This is a genomic window from Pelagimonas varians (assembly GCF_003208435.1).
In the GTDB taxonomy this organism is placed as follows: Bacteria; Pseudomonadota; Alphaproteobacteria; order Rhodobacterales; family Rhodobacteraceae; genus Pelagimonas; species Pelagimonas varians.
Genome location: NZ_QKMF01000013.1, coordinates 101,057 through 116,975, shown reverse-complemented (window position 1 = coordinate 116,975; position 15,919 = coordinate 101,057). Strand labels below are relative to the sequence as shown.

General features: G+C 53.7%; 17 protein-coding genes and 1 pseudogene. 13 read left to right on the top strand and 5 right to left on the bottom strand.

Annotation, left to right across the window (positions count from 1 at the left end):
- The first annotated feature begins 11 nt into the window (after positions 1 to 11).
- From C8N36_RS16610 to C8N36_RS16600, 3 genes are all read left to right on the top strand, one after another.
- A complete protein-coding gene (locus C8N36_RS16610; protein ID WP_097805855.1) occupies positions 12 to 515 on the top strand; it encodes a DUF3299 domain-containing protein in 504 nt (167 codons plus the stop codon).
- The gene (locus tag C8N36_RS16605) at positions 509 to 1,018 is read left to right on the top strand and encodes a DUF3299 domain-containing protein (protein WP_245910902.1); all 510 of its coding nucleotides are present in this window, start codon (positions 509 to 511) and stop codon (positions 1,016 to 1,018) included. Before C8N36_RS16610 ends, C8N36_RS16605 begins: the two co-directional genes overlap by 7 nt.
- A gap of 582 nt (positions 1,019 to 1,600) precedes the next feature.
- Positions 1,601 to 1,990, top strand: coding sequence for a VOC family protein (locus C8N36_RS16600; protein WP_097805856.1), 390 nt, complete (start codon positions 1,601 to 1,603; stop codon positions 1,988 to 1,990).
- A 432-nt stretch (positions 1,991 to 2,422) separates the two neighbouring features.
- Here C8N36_RS16600 and C8N36_RS16595 read toward each other — a convergent pair whose 3' ends face one another.
- Both C8N36_RS16595 and C8N36_RS24200 read right to left on the bottom strand, forming a co-directional pair.
- Positions 2,423 to 4,339 carry a DUF3604 domain-containing protein gene (locus tag C8N36_RS16595; protein ID WP_097805857.1) on the bottom strand — a complete coding sequence of 639 codons (1,917 nt, stop codon included), beginning with the start codon at positions 4,337 to 4,339 and terminating at the stop codon, positions 2,423 to 2,425.
- A gap of 64 nt (positions 4,340 to 4,403) precedes the next feature.
- On the bottom strand, positions 4,404 to 4,577 hold the full coding sequence (locus C8N36_RS24200) for a hypothetical protein (protein WP_170125893.1): 174 nt from the start codon (positions 4,575 to 4,577) through the stop codon (positions 4,404 to 4,406).
- A gap of 476 nt (positions 4,578 to 5,053) precedes the next feature.
- Here C8N36_RS24200 and C8N36_RS16590 point away from each other — a divergent pair, with 476 nt between their 5' ends.
- The 4 genes and pseudogenes from C8N36_RS16590 to C8N36_RS16565 all read left to right on the top strand — a co-directional run bounded on the left by C8N36_RS16590 (position 5,054) and on the right by C8N36_RS16565 (position 8,458).
- Positions 5,054 to 6,268 carry a GTP-binding protein gene (locus C8N36_RS16590; protein WP_097805858.1) on the top strand — a complete coding sequence of 405 codons (1,215 nt, stop codon included), beginning with the start codon at positions 5,054 to 5,056 and terminating at the stop codon, positions 6,266 to 6,268.
- A gap of 493 nt (positions 6,269 to 6,761) precedes the next feature.
- Positions 6,762 to 7,019, top strand: a complete 258-nt coding sequence (locus tag C8N36_RS16580) for a YjhX family toxin (protein ID WP_097805860.1) — start codon at positions 6,762 to 6,764, stop codon at positions 7,017 to 7,019.
- 9 nt (positions 7,020 to 7,028) lie between these two features.
- Positions 7,029 to 7,556 (top strand): GNAT family N-acetyltransferase, encoded by a 528-nt coding sequence (locus C8N36_RS16575; protein WP_097805861.1) that lies wholly within the window; start codon positions 7,029 to 7,031, stop codon positions 7,554 to 7,556.
- 525 nt (positions 7,557 to 8,081) lie between these two features.
- A pseudogene (locus C8N36_RS16565) lies at positions 8,082 to 8,458 on the top strand (tyrosine-type recombinase/integrase).
- 64 nt (positions 8,459 to 8,522) lie between these two features.
- Here C8N36_RS16565 and C8N36_RS16560 read toward each other — a convergent pair.
- A complete protein-coding gene (locus C8N36_RS16560) occupies positions 8,523 to 9,071 on the bottom strand; it encodes an RICIN domain-containing protein (protein WP_110767927.1) in 549 nt (182 codons plus the stop codon).
- Positions 9,072 to 9,194: 123 nt separating this feature from the next.
- Positions 9,195 to 9,920 carry a DUF1499 domain-containing protein gene (locus C8N36_RS16555; protein WP_097805864.1) on the bottom strand — a complete coding sequence of 242 codons (726 nt, stop codon included), beginning with the start codon at positions 9,918 to 9,920 and terminating at the stop codon, positions 9,195 to 9,197.
- A 77-nt stretch (positions 9,921 to 9,997) separates the two neighbouring features.
- Between C8N36_RS16555 and C8N36_RS16550 the strand changes: the two genes are divergently transcribed.
- The gene (locus C8N36_RS16550; RefSeq protein WP_097805865.1) at positions 9,998 to 10,585 is read left to right on the top strand and encodes a TetR/AcrR family transcriptional regulator; all 588 of its coding nucleotides are present in this window, start codon (positions 9,998 to 10,000) and stop codon (positions 10,583 to 10,585) included.
- 8 nt (positions 10,586 to 10,593) lie between these two features.
- Here C8N36_RS16550 and C8N36_RS16545 read toward each other — a convergent pair whose 3' ends face one another.
- Positions 10,594 to 11,349: an IclR family transcriptional regulator gene (locus C8N36_RS16545; protein WP_097805866.1), complete on the bottom strand. Its 756-nt coding sequence runs from the start codon at positions 11,347 to 11,349 to the stop codon at positions 10,594 to 10,596.
- A gap of 214 nt (positions 11,350 to 11,563) precedes the next feature.
- On the opposite strand from C8N36_RS16545, the gene C8N36_RS16540 reads away from it, so the two are divergent.
- The 5 genes from C8N36_RS16540 (at position 11,564) to C8N36_RS16520 (ending at position 15,877) form a co-directional block, all read left to right on the top strand.
- Entirely contained in the window at positions 11,564 to 12,400 is an 837-nt protein-coding gene (locus C8N36_RS16540; protein ID WP_170125892.1) for a cyclase family protein, read from the top strand.
- Positions 12,401 to 12,468: 68 nt separating this feature from the next.
- Complete coding sequence (locus C8N36_RS16535) at positions 12,469 to 12,831, top strand: cupin domain-containing protein (protein WP_097805867.1); 363 nt, start codon at positions 12,469 to 12,471, stop codon at positions 12,829 to 12,831.
- Positions 12,828 to 13,622, top strand: coding sequence for an SDR family NAD(P)-dependent oxidoreductase (locus C8N36_RS16530; protein WP_097805868.1), 795 nt, complete (start codon positions 12,828 to 12,830; stop codon positions 13,620 to 13,622). The genes C8N36_RS16535 and C8N36_RS16530 overlap by 4 nt, the downstream gene beginning before the upstream one ends.
- Before the next feature lie 3 nt (positions 13,623 to 13,625).
- Positions 13,626 to 14,552 (top strand): 3-hydroxyacyl-CoA dehydrogenase family protein, encoded by a 927-nt coding sequence (locus tag C8N36_RS16525; RefSeq protein ID WP_097805869.1) that lies wholly within the window; start codon positions 13,626 to 13,628, stop codon positions 14,550 to 14,552.
- A gap of 44 nt (positions 14,553 to 14,596) precedes the next feature.
- Positions 14,597 to 15,877 carry an ABC transporter substrate-binding protein gene (locus tag C8N36_RS16520; RefSeq protein WP_097805870.1) on the top strand — a complete coding sequence of 427 codons (1,281 nt, stop codon included), beginning with the start codon at positions 14,597 to 14,599 and terminating at the stop codon, positions 15,875 to 15,877.
- Positions 15,878 to 15,919: the final 42 nt, after the last annotated feature.

Here is a 15,919-nt window from a genome sequence, read left to right as displayed (position 1 = left end):
GGGCTGGGACAATGAATGTGTCGCGCCGCCATCTGATGGCAACCGGTTTAGCTGGGATTGCCTTGCCGCAAATTGCATTCGCCAAGAACGCAACTGAAATCACTTGGGATGATTTACTGCCGCCTGGCTTGCCCTATTCCGAAATCATCGGAGAAGGGGAAATGAACGAGGCCACTGACACCTGGCGACCAATTTTCGACGACAATGCCACCAAGCTAAACCCCGCTCTTGATGGGGCCTATATCAAGATGCCGGGTTATATCATTCCCTTTGATGCCACGACAGCAGGGGTAACCAGCTTTGTCTTGGTCCCCTATGTGGGGGCGTGTTTGCACACCCCACCACCACCCGCAAATCAGTTGGTCTTTGTGAAGACCAAAACGCCGTGGCCGGGAGATAACCTTTGGGATCCTGTTTGGGTGACCGGCCAGATGCAGCACGCCATTCAATCCACCGAAGTTGGTGACACAGGCTACGAAATGGTCGCGGACCACATGGAGGTTTACGAGTGGTAACGCGCGCATATAACCGACGGACATTGCTGACAGGAGTCGGGGCCTTTTCAATTTGGCCACATGTTGCGCGGGCCGAAGACTATGTCGATCTGGATTGGGCGGATTTGATGCCAAAAGGGCAAACGACAATTCCGCCCATGCTCCAAAATCTGGTTGATCACGACAAACAGCCGATGTCTAGCGATCAGCCTATGTCAACCGGGGTGCGTACGGATTGGAACGGTCAGGTCGTGCGCTTGCCCGGTTACATACTGCCGATTGATTACTCGGGCACCGGCGTGACAGCCTTTATCCTTGTCCCTTATGTTGGCGCATGTGTTCATGTCCCGCCGCCCCCTGCCAACCAATTGGTGTTTGTTACAACAAACCAACCTTACGAGACATCGGGCCTTTACGAAGCCGTCAATGTGATCGGGATGTTTGGTGTGTCGTCATTGTCGACGCATATTGCTGACATTGGATATGCACTGTCTGCTGATCGGATCGAACCTTTTCGGACTTAGAACAGCACGGGTGTTTTCATGGGCCCAGACTGTGATGACTGTGATGACTGCTAGGAATTGCCAGCCACAGAAGAACTTGGAAACGCCAATCCGAAAACAGCCATACCGGGCCACAAGTAGACCTCTAGATTGCCCCAAAAGCCGCCCGATGCGAATGACCGGTGGCGAGACAATGCGAAGCGTCTTTGGCCTTTTTCTCCAATGGTACAAAGACTGCCCGTGCATGAATTGATAGCTCTATGCGCCGGACGTAGACCGAGACTGACAAGCCTCCATTCGTGAGACTCAATTAACCTCCTTAGAGGACGCTCACCGATCATAGCTGGATTAGAAATATCCAGGCCGAACGCTCGTTTTCTTCGCAGAGCCGACCACTAACCAAGAAAAATGCAGCGCACCGATGCGAACGGCTGCTTCAGCAAAGGAGCAACGCGGCAACCCTGTGGGTTGCGGATGACGGCTTTGCGCCAAACCGGCCGTTGACACGTTATGCACCATTAGGGCTGCCAGAGGGCAGGAATGCCGGACATTGCGAAGTTTAAGCGTATCTGACACCATCGAAAACTCGCAAGGGAGTTTGATTTGGCCGATCGAGACAACATGCCCGAAGGGTATTATTCAATTACACCTTATTTCACGGTTGTCGGCGCAGACAGGTTGATCGAATTTTTGATCGCTGCATTCGATGCATCGGTGATTAAGGACAGCAGGTACGATGACGGCCGTGTTCAGCACGCACGGTTGCGGATTGGCAATTCTATCATGATGTTGAACGAAAGTTCGGACAATTACTCAGCCAATACATCTCAGATGCATTTGTACGTGGACGACACAGATCAGACATTTGAACTGGCATTAAAACTGGGAGCCACAACTTTGATGGAGCCTAACGATCGACCACATGGCGATCGCATGGCTGGAATAAAGGACCTATGTGGCAACGTTTGGTGGATTGCGACACACGGCTCCTAGAACGGTCACTTTCAAGTAGGAGAAGTGATAGGTTTGGACCAACTGCCGACTTGCGGCAGTGCAGCGCAAGGTTTTTGCCCAGCACGTGGTGGCACAGCGGCACCGATAGACTGCATTCAGCCCCAAAAGAGACATTCAAGTTTTCAGCCGTGTACCTTTTGCCGCCGGCTCAAAGCCAAAAAATAGCCTATCCCGAGAGCCGACTTTCATGCGGCCATGTCAACTTTTTCACTTGTTGAAAAAGAAATCGAAATCAACAAAGGGTTGGTTATGTTGAAAAGCTCATTATGCAAACCGTTTCTGGAGAGAGCATTGTCTGAAGGATGATTGTCTTGATCCGCCGCTAGAGTGAGGTCCAGATTAAGTGATTGAAAGAGAATGAAACCTCTGGGCCCGACGTAGGCTCAGAGGCTTGCTTTAACACACTGTTCTTTAGCCCTTGGGCGAATACCAAATAGGAGAGGTGTAGGCGCGTTCTATAGTTTTCATGGGAACCTCAGGTCCGAATGCCGCATCTTTGAAATAGACGGCGTCATATGCTGTCCATCTTGGAGTTGGGATTTCAAGAACCCGTGCATAATAGAAGGCACTGACCGTCGGATCAAATTCAGGATCTTGCCATGCTGTGATCAACTCAGGAGAACCGATTGTGTTCGACCATGTTGCATTTGCGATATCAACGGTGTCCCCAACGGGAGAAAGCTTTCCGTTTTCATCAACTGTCCGGTCGCCGCCCCAAACAACATCAAAGATCTTTTCTTGAGTGTTGCCTTCAGCATCTAGCCATCCCTTCACAATTTGAATGCGATCAAGATTGCCGGAAAACGGGTCTTTAAGTGCCGCGACCAAGAAGCTTGGGGCGGCGTCGGCGGTGGGGATCGGTGCCAAATCTCCGCCCATGGGTACACCTTTGTCATAGCCTAGTGCCCCAGGGTTTCTGCTCTGAGCGTCTTGTTCGTTGAACTCCCATCCACCAAAGAACCGTACGCCAATGCGAGGGCCGGTTGTGCCATAGACTTCTTTGCGGTTCATTGCATCCCAGAGTGATGCGCGCGTGTTCTCGGTGGCCCAAACCGCCATGAGACCTGTGGCCCCAAGCTGCCAGTCTTTGACGACACGCCCTTCGAAATCAAAGGCGTTTCCTGTGGAGCGCTCCGCCGAAGGTTCACTTGCCGGGAACTTACCAAAGAAGTTGCTTTCTTCAGCAGTGGAAATACCCGTGTGAGAGTCCGTTGAGCCAACCAAGCCGAACTTGAAAGGGTTCACTCCAAATTCGGCTTCCAACGCCAGCCCGCGCTTGAGCGCTTCGCGGGCGTATTCATATTCGATCATACCCGGTTCTTTTGGCACAACATTAAGGTTGCCCGCATCCCAAATCTCATAATCTGCGAATTCATCAGATGGAGAGAGGGTTGGGTGTTGTTCCGATGTGCCCTTGGTCTGAGTAATTTCGTAAATGGGTTCCCATTTTTGACGCCGCATCGCCCATTCGACGTCAATCGGTTTGCCATCCGGGGTTTCGGTCGCAAACATCAGGCCATTCGACAGGTTGCCGTTGTGCGGGATTGCCAACACTCGGCCACCAGTCTTTTCTTCGTAGTTTTCCATCCAGTCCCAAAGCTCATTTGGGATTTCGGTGTCAAATGACGTGAGTGGACGAACCCGGTCAGCATGTGATTTCCCATCGCGGTAGATTACATTGCGGTGCAAATTGTTGCCCCCGCCAAAATTCGAGCTCCATTCGTAGCCAATCAATGCGGAAAAAGTGCCCGGATTATTGTGATTTTCAACGATTTCAGTCTGCATACGCCACATGTCGAATTGCGTGTCAGGGTTTGTGATGGCGTCCGGAATTTGCCCCAGCCCCTGAAGGGTAATCATCTCCATGAGGGCTTCAGTCGCGGCGGCTCCCCCCGCGTTCATCCCCACACTCCATCTTTTTAGCGTCGGATCTGCGAGTAGATTTGGATCGCCGTCGATCACTCTGGCCATAACACCAAGCGCATCAGAGTGATCTGCAATCACGATCCAATCATAAGGTCTGGACAGCTTCACAGGTTGCCCGGTGTTTGAGGTAATTTCTTCGCCCTTGGCGAAGCGCAACGCCTCATCCGGGCCAATCCGTGTACCGGCGGCAATAGCGTCAGGGGACCAAGAGGTATGCAGATGCTGCTCACCCCACAAGGGGAAAATTGGGTAGGAGCGACCAGCATATGGGGAATAGCCCGGTTGATCGAAAAACTGTTCAACTTTGGCTGGGTCAATTGTCCCACCGTCGGTGGTTACTTGGGCAAATGACGTGGCTGGCAAAAGCGCCGCAATCGAGGTCAAAACCTTCAAAAATTGCATGGCAAACCCTTTCTATGTGTAACGTAAAACAGTTCGAATCTGAATTTATCATCAAGCAAGATAGTCATTGAAACAACTGTTTAACTTGGTCGAGACTGATAATCGATTGAGCCAAACGGGGCCTTTCGGTTTTGTAGACCTGCGAAAATCTTGATTGTGCCGCACTGCCGATCTCGTGTGTTTCCAAATGCTGCGACATGTACTGAATGGTGGCTTTAGGAAAACCGCGCAGCAGCATTTTTGCGTCCAAAAAGGCTGTTCCGGGCAGATTGCGCCAAGTATCCCTGAACTTGGAGTGACTTTGCAAAGTCAGCTTCCTGCCCGGAGCTGACCCTAGCTAACCGCAAAATGCAGCAGCGCGGATTTCCTGACGCCGCTGTTCCATTTCCAAGCGCATTAGTTCTGCGTAGCTTACTTAGATCGTGATCAAAACATTACCCCGCCCATGTCACGCCGTCGGGGATGCGGCCGCCATGCTGCCCTTCCTTTTTTTCGGATTTGCGCCGGTCTTCCTCTGCCTCGCCCTGCTTTGTGCAACTAAGCCGCTTCCTAGTTAAGCCAACACAACATCAAACAGGCTTGCCATTTGTTACGTTATAACATAACCAATTTTCAAATTAATCTCCTCGGACGCAGCCGCACCTTTTGTCAATTATTTGGAGTGCGAGTTTCCGCTGGCTATTCGCCCACCCTAATTAGGAAGATCAACTCACTATGAAAGACACTGGCATCAAAGATTCCCGCCTTCCTGTGACCGTCTTGTCCGGCTTTCTAGGAGCCGGGAAAACCACCCTCTTGAACCGCATTCTTAACAATCGCGATGGACGGCGTGTCGCGGTAATTGTTAACGACATGTCCGAAGTCAACATAGACGCCGATCTTGTCCGCGAAGGTTCGGAGCTGTCGCGCTCCGAAGAGACGCTGGTTGAGATGTCGAATGGATGCATCTGTTGCACCTTGCGCGATGACCTTTTGAAAGTGGTCCGCACCCTATCAGAAGAAGGGCGATTTGATTACTTGCTGATTGAATCCACCGGGATATCTGAGCCACTTCCCGTCGCGGCCACCTTTGATTTCCGGGATGAAAACGGGCAAAGCCTTTCGGATGTGGCGCGCCTTGATACGATGGTCACCGTCGTGGATGCCGTCAATCTTCTTGAAGATTTCTCGTCCCATGATTTTCTGACGGATCGCGGGGAGTTCTTGGGTGATCAGGATGACCGCAGCCTTGTCAGCCTTTTGACGGAACAGATTGAATTTGCCGATGTCGTGATCTTGAACAAGGTCGCTGATGCTGGACCAAAGCGCAGCAGCAACGCGCGAAAAATCATTCGCAGTTTGAACGGCGACGCTAATATCATCGAAACGAACCATTCAGACGTGCCTACCAAAGCCATTTTGGATACCGGTCTTTTCGACTTTGACACTGCGCATGAACATCCGATGTGGGCCAAGGAACTATACGGCTTTGCCAATCACACTCCAGAAGATGAAGAATACGGTATCACCTCCTTTGTATTTCATGCCCGCCCGCCATTTGACCCTCAAAAACTGCATACCGTTCTGACCGGTGCCTTGCCCGGCACTATTCGGGCCAAAGGACATTTCTGGATTGCGACACAACCCAATTGGGCGGCGGAGTTCAGTTTGGCGGGGGCGCTGTCTTCGGTCAAAGCCATGGGGCTTTGGTGGGCCGCCGTGCCGCAGGAACGTTTGCCAACACATCCTCAGGCACAGGCCGAGATTGCCCAAAACTGGGCCGAGCCGTGGGGGGATCGTCGTCAGGAAATCGTGTTCATTGGCGTCGGATTGGACCGTGACGCAATTTCAGCCCGCCTAAATGCAGCTCTATTGGATGTTGACGAGTTTCAGCCACAAGAATGGGCCGCCATGACGGACCCGTTTCCGCGCTGGGGTCAAGGTTCATGACCATTGCACAGCTTCCCCACGTCCACAGGGACACTCTGCAGGGGGAGCATTGTCGGCAGGTGTCGCTCTTCTTTTATTGCGCCGGAGCAAGCGGGTTGAGCCCCCCTCGAGAAAACCTAATGCATCGCTCCCCACCAGTTTTGGGCACAGGAGAAACGCGGCTTTTGCTTGTTCTGGAAAAGTTTCTGATCCTGACGACGCGTTTTGACAGCGTGGCCAAAGCCCTTGCCGCCCCGCATTGCATCCGACTGCAAACATCAGCTTTGGCACACGCATTGCGGCACCACCCGACTTGTTGACTTGCTGGTGTTCATCGCCTAATGCCCATGGCTATGCGGGGCGAAATGCCTTGTTCAATGGAGATTTTATGAAAGAGTCCCGGGCATAACGCCCGTTCCTGGCGAACCAAATTCAGGAACACTACTTGACGGTCACACTCATGCGCAACGCTGAGTGACCAAATTGTATGCTTTCATAAAACCGAGAATAATCAATGAATATCTCAAAGCACGAGCAACGTGTTTTGCATGAACTCGCACGCGGCGGGGCCATCCATCATAACCGTTTGGACAACGGAAAAATCCATGATGTTACTTGCTTCACCCGCGACGGACATGTCCTCGAAGATTGCACGCTCAGCGTCTTCCAGCGCCTACTAAAGCGGCGCTTCATCCACTCAAAGAATGGCCGCCCCTACCGCGCCTCCGCGTTGGGGATAAAATCCGTACGCGCCCAAATGAATCAAAGATAGGTAAAACCGATGAACCATTCAGATATCGACGCCACAATCGAAATCCACCGTTTGGCGTTTGGTGAAGCAGAGGGAGACACAATAGCTCAGCTCGCTAAAAATCTATTCGATCACCCAGAAACAATTTCAATCAGCACAAAGCGCGATGGGAAGGTTGTCGGCAACGTGATGTTCTCACCGTACATCTTTAAAGATCACCCAAACACCAAATGCTACCTTCTTTCGCCCTGCGGAGTGTTGCCAGAGTATCAAGGTCAAGGCGTTGGCAAAGAGATAATGGAAAACAGTACTGAACACCTGAAGTCTATCGGAGCAGATGCAGTATTCGTGATGGGGGTACCAACATTCTACCCTCGATACGGGTACGCTCCGACTGACAAACAGACACCTTATCCGGAACGACAGGCAGCAACGGATGCGTGGATGGTGCTTGAGCTAACTTCTGGAACCTTGAAAAAACTGAACGGCCCTACACAGGCGTCTCCAGAATTTATGCGTTCTGATTGGTGGGACATAGAAGGTTACGGACTAGAATAGAGGTTTTAACAAATAGGCACTCGGCAGTTCATTTCGAATGCCTGTTTTTCCGCGCTTAGATTCCGGCTCTTCTTTGCAGAGCACATGAATGGCCGGTGGTCTTGCGACAACGCGGCGGGGTCTTAATGGCGAAATGACTTTCCCAACGCCGACGGTCATCGTGGTTTTCTTTGAGTAGGTAACAAGATTGGTAAAGTGACTTGAATTGCCCGCTGTCGCCGCTGGTGGGGGCATTGGCTGCAACGCAAGCAGCATGCGCGTGGGCCCGTTTATTCAACTTTCTTGATAGACTGGGGCCTTTGGTTTTTCCCCGTTTGCGTCCAATCGACAAAACGACTGTGTTTGCCCCTGAGCCACTTCGACGTCAGAACTTCTTCCGCCTTCATGCGCAAAAAGAAAATCCAGGAACGGATACACCAGCGATGTTGCGCTGTGTGATAGACGACTTCGTGGGCGTTGGCTTGTCGATTTGGGAGGATATGGCGGATCGGAGGATCACTCATGGAAACGTAAAACCTACCCGCCATTCGCGCCGTGCGATCCGCTTGGAACAAGGGGCGCATTGTCGGCCAAAAAACGCCCCTTGATGCCAAAGCATGTTTGGGCAATTCGGGTCAGACTTGAATTGGCTGAGAACCATCGTGATTTGGCTTTGTTCACTCTGGCCATAGACAGCAAGTTGCGCGGCTGTGATCTGGTCAAAATGAAAGTGGTTGATGCGAGATTGGATAACATCCATTGGTCTCGAAGCGAGCGCCTATGGAGCCCATTCTATGCGCCGCACGAAAGCAACGCGGATCTACAAGAAAACTGGTAACTTGAGAGCCGTGCAGTTGCTGCTTGGGCACTCAAAAATGGACAGCGCTGTTCGGTATTTGTGCGTCGACCTTGAGGAAACTTAGGCAACCGCAGAAGCCTTTGAGATCTGACGGATACGGGCCGCCATCATCGGCGGCCCTGAAATGGTTATTGATCGGCGTTTTTGACAACCCATTGCTTGAAGCCGGAGGCCAAATCCGCGCACTGCGCAAGAAGAAGATAGCGCGATTGGTATGGGCCAGCATCGTCAATGTTTTCAGCAACTGTGACACATCGGGCCGGCTGGGAGGCCAAATGCAGCTCCATGCTCGCGTTATCATAGGTGAATTTTTGGGCTGGGTCCGTTTCGTCACAGGTGACCAAGCCAAACGGGGTGGCTGCGTTGTCAGGCGCGTTATAGGCCATGCACCGGCCCTCGTAGGTGACGGATTCAATCAGGCCGCTGGACTGCGCAAAGGAAAACAACACGTCGTCCCCGTTTGGTTTGCACGAATGCGCATGCAGCAGTTCCCCCAATCCACGGCCTTGGGTGTCGATACACCAGCCGAGCATGGCCTCTTCGCTCAGGTTGTCGGCTAGGTGGATTATCGCGCCCTTGGTCTGAATATTCGGCGCTTGGGCAAGGGCCATTTGAGGGAATGCCAAACCCACTGATGCAGCGAGAATGGAGGTGTAAACAGGAGACATGTTTGTCATAAGTCCGTCCTTTGAGAAGAGGGGGAAGCGTTTGCAGTTCTTTTAGGCATCCATCGCAACGTGTCACTTTATTCACGATGGAAACCCATTTGATGTCGCGGGCAGTCAAAAGGGTTTGCTGCCTTATGCCCCGAACGCTTGCTGGAACGCGCGAATGCGGGCAGCGTTGAGGCCTTGGTCGCTGCGACCGACGCGTGAGACGCTGCGCATATCAACGCGGCTGCCGTCGCCCTGCGGGGTGACAACAATCACCACGTCATCGGCAAAGTAAAAGACAGTGGTCCGCGCCGTGGCCTCAAAACGGCGGCGGTCCTGATCAGACGAGACAATCTCCCAACCCATATCCTGCGCGACGGTCAAAGCGTGTTGAAAAGCAGCGTCAACAGTCAGGTCTGTGTCCAAGGGCGCGATATCAGGATAGGCTGCGGCCTGAGCTTGGGCCAATTCAGGGCCAGCATAAACAAGCGTGTTTTTGGCACCTGCGCGGGTATCATCCAAGGTTTCAAACAAAGGCGGGTTGGCCGTATCGGTTGAAATGTCGTGGATCGGGGCCGCGCGTTTTTGCGGGTTGATTGCCCCTGAAACCATCGGGATCAAGCATAGGACGCCAAACAGAACCGCGATTCCCCCGGCGATGATCCCGCTTTTTTCTTTGCGCATGGCGTGAACGATCACCGCAAACAGGCCCACGGCGGTAACAATCATAGCAAGCGGATTGAAATAGGTGCGATAAAGGCCGAAACCGGTGATGGGTTCCCACAATCCGGTGCGCGCGCCCAAAAGCATCAAACCCGCACCCAGCGCGCCGAGACAAACGACGAGAAGAGCAATTTTTCCTGTGTATTTCATTTTCGACCCGTCCTTGACTATCCGTGGTGATAGGTGCTGAATATGCAAAGGTTGCACACTACGCAAGGTTTTGACCGATGACACTTTCGTTACGACAAAGGCGACGGCAGGAAACTGCGCGCGATATTCAGAAATCAACGCTGGAGCTGGCCGTGACGCACGACCTCGACACCGTAACGACCGAGGAGATCGCCACGGCGGCGGGAATAAGTACACGCACGTTCTTTAACTATTATACCAACAAGGAAGCGGCCGCGGTTGGGCACCCGCCGAGCTTTCGCGACGAAGAACTTGAGGCATTGCGCAGTGGGACCGGCGTTTTGGCAACGGATCTGAAACTGTTTTTGGACACGCACATGCAAACGCTGGCCGGTGACGAAGCCATTCTTCGCATGGTGGGAAAAGTCCTTCGATCAAACGAAAAAGCCCGCGGTATACTTGATGGTTTTTTGATGTCAGAACGTCACGCACTAACAGATTGCCTGAATACCCGCGCTGGCAGTCGTCAAACCGCCGCCGCATTGGCAAGCTACGCCACCGATGCAATCGGAAGGGCGATATTCCTTTGGGAACACGCTGACAACATGTCCTTACAAGAAGCATTGGATAACGTCTGGGGAGGTGTCATCGATGCGTCCCGCCTATTGATCGAGCCAAGCCGTTAAGCAAACAGCTAGTCAAATGTGCGCTGGATATTGTTGCTTGTATCTATCAGCGCTTCTTCGATCGTCTGTCTTTGGTCGGCAAATCGTGTCGAAGGGACTGGAATAGAAATCGCGTGCAGGTCACCGGCCCAATCATGAAACGCAAAGCCGATCGCCGACACACCCGAGGCATGTTCGTCCAGATCATAGGCCAACCCAGTGCGGCGCACGTCTTGGAGTTGGTCTAGAAGCTGTGTCAAATCCTGCTCAACCCCGTTGCGATCCCATTCATTGCGGATCAGTTTGACCGCTTCGTCTTGATCCATCAAAGCAAGGCAGGCTTTGCCGTTTGCGGTTGTGGTTAGCGGGAAAACTTCTCCGACTTTGGAGACGGTGGTCAGGCGGTGAGTGCCGGGAACCTGATCCAAGAACACCATGCCGATGCCCCGCATCACCGCAAGATCCGTTGTCTCGCCGGTCTTTTGGGTCAGTTCGGTGAGCAAAAGACGGCAATGTTCAACGATGTTGTATTGCGCCGCCCCCGCCAGAGAGCTGAGTTCGGGACCCAATCGCAGACCGCCGCCCTGAATATCGGCAATGACGAAGTTCTCTGCTGCCAAGGCGCTTGTGATTCTTTGTACCGTGGAGCGGGGCAGACCGGCTTGTTCCGCGATCTTGCCGAGGCTCATGCCCGGCTGCGCATCCTTGAGGACCCGCAGGATTGAAGCCGCGCGGGAAATCACCTGAATTCCAGACCGATCGCTTTTCGGATTTCTTTCAGACATTTAGACCCCTTTATTTTGACTGTTTTGCATGTAAGCGCGGTTGCTTCCCACTCATTACTGTCCCGCATTGTGATACATGTCAACCGCATCGTGAATTTTCTTCTTGACCGCAATGCGATGCACATGCATCACTATGTGAGACAGGTGGAGGAGCCACCCAGACAATTTGAAACCAGAAACGCCGGAATTCCGGCGAACAGAGGAGGTGTGTCCAATGGTTGAAATTCGTGGAATCGAGTTCCAGGCCAATGATGATAACGACATGGGGCTGGAGTTTGTGAACCTAAGCCATAGGTTCGGGCACCAATGCCCGAACTGGCCGTACTTCAAAGATGTGGCAATCGACCGAACGCACTACATGGCCAAGTCCGGCGTGCTAAGCCAGACGATCACCACAACGATGCACGTCACAACCCATATCGACGCCCCAGCGCATGTGGTGCAAGGCACGCCCTTTATCGACGAAGTGCCTCTGCCGCACTTCTTTGGATCGGGTCTTGTGGTGTCTATTCCCAAGAAGAAATGGGAATCCATCACCGGAGACGATTTGGAAAAAGCCTGTGGTCACGCCATTCGCAAGGGCGATGTTCTGATCATCAACACCGGCTGGCACAAACAATACGAAGATGGCGACTACTTTGCCTATTGCCCCGGTTTGGTGAAGTCCGCTGCCGACTGGATGGTGGAAAAGGGTGTAAAGGTTGTTGGCCACGATACGCAGGCCAATGACCACCCGCTTGCCACGGCCATCGGACCTCAGCGCAACGGCCCGATCCTTCCCCACCTTGAGGAAGAATACAAAGAATGGTCTGGCGGCAACGATTGGAAAGACGATTTCCCTGAGTGGGAGCCTGTTCACAACACGCTGTTCTCGCATGGAATAATGGGGATTGAAAACGTTGGCGGCGATCTGGATTCAGTGACCGGCAAACGTGTGACCTTTGCCTTTTTCCCTTGGAATTGGGATCGCGGTGACGGCTGCATCATCCGGTTGGTCGCCATGGCTGACAAGGGTCAGAACTACCGCATCGAAGCAGGTGAAGAATTCTAATCACCCCCAGACTGGTCGCCGGGCAACCGGCGGCCACCTTTTAAAACAAAAATTCCGGGAGGTGACAGATGCACATCAAGCGTTTTAACGACGCCCAACCCTATGAGGCCCCAAACCATTTCGGGTGCCACGGCCTGCGATTGCAAGGGTTTGAAGACGGCGGCCCCACGAACCAATGGGTGGGATACAGCCAGTTCCTTCCCGGTGGTGGTGCCGGTCCGGATTCCACCCCGTTCGAAAAAGTTTACGTTGTGCTCGAAGGCGAGATGACGCTGACCGTTGATGGCACCGCAACCACGCTTGGCCCGATGGACAGTTGCACGATCCCCCCGGGTGAAGTCCGCCTGCTGGAAAATCGTTCGAACCTGACCAGCAAGATGCTGGTCGTCATTCCCTATCCCTCGGCCCAATCCTCCGGAGAGTTGAAATGAACGTTATGGCAAACCCTTTGTCCATGTTTGACATCAAGGACAACGTCGCCCTTATCACTGGTGCCTCGGGTGCCTTTGGGATGGTCGCCGCGCGTATTCTAGCTGGGGCCGGATGCAAGCTTGTCTTGGTGGCCGGAAATCAGGCTGCGCTGGATGACATCGCCGACGAATGCCACGGCATGGGCGCGGAGGTCACCACGATCAACACCCGCCCCACTGACGAAGACATCTGCAATGGCTTGGTTGCGCAGACAATTGAAGCCTATGGCAAGCTTGACATACTGGTCGTCGCCTCGGGCATGAACAAGGTCGCACTGATCAACGACATGACACCCGAGACCTTCAATGCGGTCATGGACGCCAATGTCAATCAAAGCTGGCTCTTGGCGCGTGCCGCCGCTGGCCAGATGAAAACCCAAGGTCACGGCAAGATCGTTTTGGTCAGCTCGGCGCGCGGGTTGTTGGGCCATCCGGCGGGCTACACCGCCTATTGCGCATCAAAGGCCGCGACCGACGGGATCACCAAGTCGCTGGGCTGCGAACTTGGCGCGCATGGAATCACCGTAAATGCAATTGCGCCAACCGTGTTCCGCTCGCCGCTCACCGCGTGGATGTTCGAAGATTCCGAAGAGGCGACCAAGGTGCGTAACGGGTTCCTGGCCCGCGTGCCCGTTGGCCGTCTGGGCGAACCCGAAGATTTGGCCGGGCCGCTATTATTCCTCGCCTCAAAGGCATCTGATTTTTACACCGGGCATATTCTCTATGCCGACGGTGGTTATACGGCGGGTTGAATAATGGTTGCCAAAAAACAGAAAATTGCCGTCATTGGGGCGGGTCTTATGGGGCATGGCATTGCCTTGACCCTCGCCAAAGCCGGGCAATACGTAGCGATCACCGATCCGTTTGAAAAGGCCCGCTCGACAGTTGCCACGCGCATCCGCCAAAGCATGCAAGCCATGGGCGATGATGAACAGGTCATCGCCAAAGCCTTAAAGATGATCGAGATTTTCGATAGCACTGCGGGTGCTGTGCATTCCGTGGATGTCGTGTTTGAAGCCGCGCCAGAGAAGCTGGAGCTGAAGCAAACGATTTTTGCCGAGATTGAGGCGCATGCGCCGGAAAACTGTATTCTCGCCTCAAACACCTCGGTCATGCCGATCACGCAGATCATGTCAAAACTGCGCTTGAAAAACCGGGCTGTGGGGACCCATTGGTGGAACCCGCCGCATTTGATCCCATTGGTCGAAGTGGTCAAAACCGAATGGACAGACCCGGCGGTTGCACAAGCAACGTTCGACCTGTTGGCCGATGCTGGCAAGACACCGGTGATGGTGGACAAGGATGTTCCGGGCTTTATCGGCAACCGTTTACAGCATGCCTTGTGGCGCGAAGCGATCAGCCTTGTCGAAAACGGTATTTGCGCGGCCGAAGACGTCGACACCGTGGTGAAGTCGTGTTTTGGCCGTCGTCTTGCCGTGCTTGGCCCATTGGAAAATGCCGATCTGGTCGGCACGGACCTGACGCTCGATATTCACGAAAACGTCCTTCACGATCTCGAAAGCCGCAAAGGGCCATCGCCTTACCTCGAAAAGCTCGTGGCGGAGGGGCGATTGGGCATGAAGTCGGGGGAAGGGTTCCGAAAATGGACACCGCAAGAGGCCGATGCGACCCGCGCGCGCGTCGCCAGCCATCTGACGAAGCTTGGCACCATACTCGAATAATAAATGAAAACGTCGGCGAGGAGGTCGACGATAGGGAGGAAGACATGACCAAGATTTTCAAACGTCCATCGCGACGCAGCTTTCTAACCGGGGCCACAGCCGCCTTGGCGGCTCCGGCCTTATTGAGCGCAACACGGGCCTATGCAGCAACGCCGACCTTGCGGATTGGGCATGTCAGCCCGCGCACTGGTCCACTGGCCGGATTTGCAGAAGCGGATGACTATGTGATTTCAGGCATCGAGAAAGCCTTGGCTGGCGGATTGCAGAACAATGGCAAAAGCTGGAATGTCGAGATCATTTCAAAAGACAGTCAGTCTAACCCCAACCGCGCCGCAGAAGTTGCCGCGGATCTGATCCTTGGCGATGAGGTAGACATCATCGTTGCTGCCTCGACCCCTGACACCGTGAACCCCGTCGCGGATCAGGCCGAAATCAACGAAGTGCCCTGCATCACCACCGATTGCCCATGGCAGCCCTATTTCTTTGGTCGCAATGGCGTGCCCGGAGAAGGCTTTGCCTCGACTTATCATTTCTTTTGGGGGCTCGAAGACGTCATTGGTTCCTTCCTTGACATGTGGGGCCAATCCGGAGTCGCCAAATCCGTCGGCGGATTGTTCCCCAATGACGCGGATGGCAACGCTTGGGGCCACCCTGAGCTGGGCCTGCCCAAACCTCTGGCCGAAGCCGGATACAATCTTGTAGATCCGGGTCGGTATCAGCCCCTTTCGGATGATTTCTCCAACTATATCGCGGCCTTCAAAGAGTCCGGTTGCGAGATCGTGACCGGGAATATGATTGCACCGGATTTCGCGACGTTCTGGGCGCAGGCGGCTCAGCAAGGGTTCAACCCCAAGATCGTGACCATCGGCAAAGCGCTGTTGTTCCCATCGGTCATTGCCTCGCTTGGTGAGCGGGGTGACGGTCTGTCATCCGAGGTGTGGTGGTCGCCAAACCACCCGTTCTCCTCCTCTTTGTCGAGCGCTTCCTCAAAAGAGCTGGCCGAGGGATATTCCGCAGCCTCTGGTCGCCCTTGGACCCAACCCATCGGCTTTAAACACGCGCTGTTTGAAGTTGTCGCCGATGTGGCCAAACGCGCCGAAGACCTCGAAGATCCGGAGGCCATTGTAGCCGCAATCAACGGCACCAACCTCGACACGATCGTTGGCAATGTGAACTGGGCAAACGGGCCGATCAACAACGTTAGCAAGACACCTTTGGTTGCAGGCCAATGGCAAAAAGACGGTGACGCGATGGACCTGAAAATCGTAGCCAACTCAGCGGCTCCGAACATTCCGTTGACCGGCGAGCTGAATTTGCTCGGCTAAATTCCTATGGGCGGCGCGCCTTGTGCTGCCCAGTTTTCAGGT

Excerpts from the sequence above, each read along its gene's own strand:
- C8N36_RS16580 (WP_097805860.1), top strand. The coding sequence starts at position 6,762 with ATGAATATCTCAAAGCACGAGCAACGTGTTTTGCATGAACTCGCACGC.
- C8N36_RS16540 (WP_170125892.1), top strand. The coding sequence starts at position 11,564 with ATGGTTGAAATTCGTGGAATCGAGTTCCAGGCCAATGATGATAACGAC.
- C8N36_RS16555 (WP_097805864.1), bottom strand. The coding sequence starts at position 9,920 with ATGAAATACACAGGAAAAATTGCTCTTCTCGTCGTTTGTCTCGGCGCG.
- C8N36_RS16560 (WP_110767927.1), bottom strand. The coding sequence starts at position 9,071 with ATGACAAACATGTCTCCTGTTTACACCTCCATTCTCGCTGCATCAGTG.
- C8N36_RS16595 (WP_097805857.1), bottom strand. The coding sequence starts at position 4,339 with ATGCAATTTTTGAAGGTTTTGACCTCGATTGCGGCGCTTTTGCCAGCC.
- C8N36_RS16520 (WP_097805870.1), top strand. The coding sequence starts at position 14,597 with ATGACCAAGATTTTCAAACGTCCATCGCGACGCAGCTTTCTAACCGGG.
- C8N36_RS16545 (WP_097805866.1), bottom strand. The coding sequence starts at position 11,349 with ATGTCTGAAAGAAATCCGAAAAGCGATCGGTCTGGAATTCAGGTGATT.
- C8N36_RS16550 (WP_097805865.1), top strand. The coding sequence starts at position 9,998 with ATGACACTTTCGTTACGACAAAGGCGACGGCAGGAAACTGCGCGCGAT.
- C8N36_RS24200 (WP_170125893.1), bottom strand. The coding sequence starts at position 4,577 with ATGCTGCTGCGCGGTTTTCCTAAAGCCACCATTCAGTACATGTCGCAG.
- C8N36_RS16610 (WP_097805855.1), top strand. The coding sequence starts at position 12 with ATGAATGTGTCGCGCCGCCATCTGATGGCAACCGGTTTAGCTGGGATT.
- C8N36_RS16530 (WP_097805868.1), top strand. The coding sequence starts at position 12,828 with ATGAACGTTATGGCAAACCCTTTGTCCATGTTTGACATCAAGGACAAC.
- C8N36_RS16590 (WP_097805858.1), top strand. The coding sequence starts at position 5,054 with ATGAAAGACACTGGCATCAAAGATTCCCGCCTTCCTGTGACCGTCTTG.
- C8N36_RS16535 (WP_097805867.1), top strand. The coding sequence starts at position 12,469 with ATGCACATCAAGCGTTTTAACGACGCCCAACCCTATGAGGCCCCAAAC.
- C8N36_RS16575 (WP_097805861.1), top strand. The coding sequence starts at position 7,029 with ATGAACCATTCAGATATCGACGCCACAATCGAAATCCACCGTTTGGCG.
- C8N36_RS16525 (WP_097805869.1), top strand. The coding sequence starts at position 13,626 with ATGGTTGCCAAAAAACAGAAAATTGCCGTCATTGGGGCGGGTCTTATG.